The 836-nt window shown below is 72.2% G+C and carries 1 protein-coding gene; it reads right to left on the reverse strand.

What is annotated here, in order from left to right; translation table 11 throughout:
* A partial coding sequence (locus tag IH50_RS38380) for an AMP-binding protein (protein ID WP_324617176.1) occupies positions 1–714 on the reverse strand: 714 nt, incomplete at its 3' end.
* Between the last annotated feature and the right edge of the window lie 122 nt (positions 715–836).

Genomic DNA, 836 nt, shown 5'->3' on the forward strand with positions numbered 1-836 from the left:
GACGACCGCCTGCACCTCACCAGGCTCGATGCGGAAGCCGCGGATCTTCACCTGCTCGTCCGCCCGGCCCAGGTACTCCAGCTGACCCTCGGCGTTCCATCGCACGAGATCCCCGGTGCGGTACATCCGCTCGCCCGCCGTACCGAACGGACTGGCCACGAACCGCTCCGCGGTCAGGTCGGAGCGGCCCACGTACCCGCGTGCCAGGCCCGCACCAGCCACATACAGCTCACCCGCAACCCCGGGAGCCACCGGAGACAGCCACTGGTCCAGCACATACACGCGCGTATGGGAAATCGGTGAACCGATGTACGGCACATCGCCCGCCGCCAGCGGCCGCGACATCGACACGCACACCGTCGACTCCGTCGGGCCGTAGGCGTTCACCAGCCGCCGACCGGCCCCCCACGCGGCCGTGAGTTCCGGTCCCAGTGCCTCGCCCGCCGACACCACCGCCGACAGCGACGGAACCTCTCCCGGCTCCAGCGCGCCCAGCACCACCGGTGGCAGCGTGGCGTGCGTCACCGCATGCCGGTCCACCACCTCGACCAGCCCGGCCCCCGGCACCAGTTCCTCGGCCGGCGCCACGACCAGGTGGGCCCCGGCACACAGCGCCCCCCAGATCTCCCAGGAGGCCGCGTCGAAGCCGACCGACGCGAACTGCAGCACCCGGCTCGTCTCGTCGATCCCGAAACGCTCGGCCTGCGCCGCCACCAGCGAACCCACACCCGTGCGGACGCGACGAATCGACGCCCGCCAGTTCGCGCGCTGTCGCCGGATCATCCAGCACCAGCACCTGCCGGCCCTGCGGCACCACCGCCCGCACGTCCCGGCAG

The organism is Streptomyces sp. NRRL S-37 (genome assembly GCF_000721605.1).
GTDB lineage: Bacteria > Actinomycetota > Actinomycetes > Streptomycetales > Streptomycetaceae > Streptomyces.